General features: G+C 43.1%; 1 pseudogene. It reads right to left on the bottom strand.

From position 1 onward, the window contains the following. Positions 1–3,790 (bottom strand): annotated as a pseudogene (locus H6G97_RS56405) (ATP-binding protein); the annotation flags it as partial.

Here is a 3,790-nt window from a genome sequence, read left to right as displayed (position 1 = left end):
CCCTGAGTTGATTGCCGCATTGGTTGGTATAGTAAGGGCGACCCGCCGCATCCACGATCGCAATTCCCACCGGAATCGCTTCGAGGAACTGGGTGATCTTGCTTTCCTTAGCCTGCAATTCTGAGTAAAGGTTGGCATTTTCGATGGCGATCGCTGCTTGAGTCGATAATAGCTGCAAGACCTGCGATCGCTCTGGTGTAAATACTCTAGCTGCTAGCCGATTTTCTAAATACAATACACCGACCAGCTTGGCTTGATTCAGCAGCGGCAAACAGAAAATAGATTGAGGCTGGTTCTGTCGAATGTATGGCTCATTAATAAAAGCACCTTCATGAGTCGCATCATTTAAGATGACAGGCTTCAGAGTCCGAATCACATATTGAATGATTGATTCTGGCAATTGTTCGGCAATTGGAATAGACTGTAACACCTGAGTCGCACAAGCATTTTCATCGGTATTGAGTTCACAAGCCGCTTCAATCAACCATTCTCCTGAGTTTTCTAAAATCAGATATCCGGTTTGTGCGCCAGCATTCTCAATTAAAGTTTGCATCAGTGATCGCAGCAATTGCTTCAGTTCAATTTCACGAGAAATCGCCTGTGAAGCTTTCATCACTGCTGCTAAATCGAAAGCAGTATGGAAGGGATTAGTGATAGTTTCAACAGTAATAGGAATTGATGTGGAAGCGGCTCTAGACGACTGAGAAAAGAACTGTGGATAGCGTTTTTCTAAGTCTTTAACTTTAGCGATCGCGCCCCAGCGATCGTAGCAATAGTGCGCCTCTTTCATGTAGGTCTGAGCAATCTTTTCCCGACCTCGCGCTAGATAATGTTTTGCCGCTAATTCATAAGCTAATGCTTCTTCCTGGATAAACTCATTTTCAGCAGCACCTGCGATCGCCCGTTCATAAAACTCTTCAGCCTCAAAGAATTGCCCTAAGACTCGCGCTTTTTCTGCCTCAACCAGATGAAATTTATGTAGATAATTCATGGGGGCGTGTTCTGCCCATTTTTGCATCTTTTCTTGGTTGGTGCTAACACAACTTAGCCAAACCTCTTTTTGGGAGCTTGAAGCCTCAACCAATAAACTCAAAAGCACCAGAGAATCGTAGAAACAGAATAAAGGTAAAACCGTTATTGCTGTCACCTCTTCAAAATATTGCCTTGCCGAAACAGCAGTTTGTAGAGCTTGATGATATTCCTCAAATAGATAACACAATATAACTTTGTACAAATAAAAGAATTGAGTTTCAATTCCGTCTTTAACTGCAATAGCGTGAGATAGCGCTTGCTCTCCATCATATATACTACCAATTAAACGGCTAGGATTAAAAGACCTACCTAACAGATTAAGGATTGTCTGCCACAACATTGCAATCCAATTAGAGGGGTTTTCTCGTCTGATTTGACTGATCGCTTTGCTGTAGGCTGCCGTTGTTTGTTCTAGTTGGGTGAGTGACTCACCGACAAAAAACGAGCGACAACATGCATAATATGCAGAATAGCCAGCGAATTCAAAGTCTCCGGTTTCCACTCCGGTTTGATAAGCATCAACCAGAATTGGTATTGTTTTCCTAAAATGTACCTTCCAGTGCATGACGTGGTTACTCGATACCATTAATGCTTTAGCATTCCCTTTTTTGGTATTCAATTTTTCTGCCAAGCTTAGAGCCAATTGACCAAACTTATAACCGAGTTCAATGTCTTGAACAACTGCACATAGAACAAATCCGTAGTTAGCATAACTCATTGGTGACCAGGTAGTGTTACCGTAGTCGAGCGATCAATTTACCCTTTTACACACAATCAGTATCAATAGTGCTGGTGATACCATAAATGCAGCAGCCACGATATTCGCCAGGATATACATTGCTGCCAGCGGTTCTGGTGCGGTCATCTTTGGCAGATCAATTAAGTCTTCGATTTCTCGTCCAGCTAATAGCGCAGCCGTTGACTCCAATCCTCTTTGAACATCTAATTGACTGGGGTTTTCTATTAAGTTTACTTCCAAGAGCTTCAACACTTCTAACCCAGTTTTAAGTGCTTCTCCCAGGTTGCCCTGTGACAAATATCCTTGAATTCTGCTATTGTAAACCTGCACTTTGTCAAGCACTGTCTTAGCGCGATCAAGTACCACTTCTACGAATTGTTCCATCTCGTCAAAGTGACCATGAAGATACGCCGCTTCTGCTGCTTGGGAGTAAAGCGCCAAGGTTAGGTCATACTCGCTTTGCCAACTCTCTGTATTCAGGAGTTTAAGCCCTGTATTGAAATACTTAAGAGCCGCTTCATAAGCCGTTGCTGTCTTGGCTTTCTGACCTGCGATTAAATTCAATTTAGCAATTTCATTTCGTTCTGCGCGATCGCAGACAAGCTCAATTCCGCGATCGAGATGATCGACAATTTCAAACAGCCGCTCTGATCGTTGCTCTGGTGAAGTTTTTTCGAGTAAATTGCGACCGATTTGGAGATGAACGACTTGTTTGTGCGACTCATCAATTAAGGCATAAGCAGCTTGCTGTACGCGATCATGCAAAAACTTATACTCTTGAACTAACAAATCCTCGTCTAATTCAGATAAAGGTTGAATTAATCCAGCATGTATTGCAGCTAGTAAATTTTGGAAAATCGTTTTAGGTGTTTTTTCACAAACGATCGCTAAAGTTTCTAAGTCGAATTGGGAGCCAACACAAGCGGCTAAGCGGAGAATTTGCCGTGTTTCTTCGGGCAATTTCTTCAACTGGAGCAGCAGCAGTTCCACCACATTATCGGTTATATTTCGGGCTTGAATTTGAGCAATATTCCACTGCCAGTTCAACTGTTTCGCATCAAAAGTCAGCAGATTTTCGCTATAGAGCATTCGCAAAAATTCACCGACAAAGAAAGGGTTGCCCTCGGTTTTACGGAACACTAATTGGGCTAAAGAACGAACGGTGTCAGGATTACGATTTAGCGTCTCGGCAATCAATTGATTCAACGATTCCAACGTTAAGGGTGCTAAGGTAATCTCCTGAAGCACTGCCCTTTGTTTTCGCAATTCTAAGAGCGTCAATACTAATGGATGCGTTGGAGTTACTTCATTATCTCGATAGGCTCCAATCAAAAATAGATATTGGGTTTGCTCGTCAAGTAATATTAGCTCGATTAACTTCAGTGTTGCTGAGTCTATCCACTGCAAATCATCTAAAAAGATAACAAGCGGGTGTGACTTTGAACAAAACACCCGTACAAACTTCTGAAAGATTAGATTGAAGCGATTTTGAGCTTGGGTTGCGTCAACGTCTGGTACCGGAGGCTGCTTGCCAATAATTAACTCAACTTCCGGGATCACATCAATGATGATTTGTCCGTTGCTTCCCAATGCTGTGAGCAGACGCGATCGCCACTGTTGCACTTGCTCATCCGGTTCCCCCAGAAGTTGCTGCACCAACTTTTGCAGGGCATCCACAATGGCGCTGTAGGGAATATTGCGCTTGAATTGGTCAAATTTACCAGAAATAAAATAACCACGGTTTGCTGTGATCGGCTTATAGAGTTCCTGCACTAATGCTGATTTGCCAATTCCCGCATAGCCAGAAACCAACATCATTTCGACTTGGAATTGAGGATTTTCTCTGCCTGACTCTCGTCGGTGAGCTTCGCCAACATTCCCTCTTGGGGCTACTCTTTCAAACGCTGCCAATAATGCTGCAATCTCCGCTTCGCGTCCATACAGCTTTTGGGGAATCTGAAACTGATCCGAAACATCTTGCAGACCTAATTGAATATGAGCAATTTGACCTGTTGTTGT

This window comes from Nostoc flagelliforme FACHB-838 (genome assembly GCF_014698065.1).
Taxonomy (GTDB): Bacteria; Cyanobacteriota; Cyanobacteriia; order Cyanobacteriales; family Nostocaceae; genus Nostoc; species Nostoc flagelliforme_B.
The sequence above is the reverse complement of the archived record's forward strand: the minus strand, read 5'-3'. Positions and strand labels throughout refer to the sequence as shown.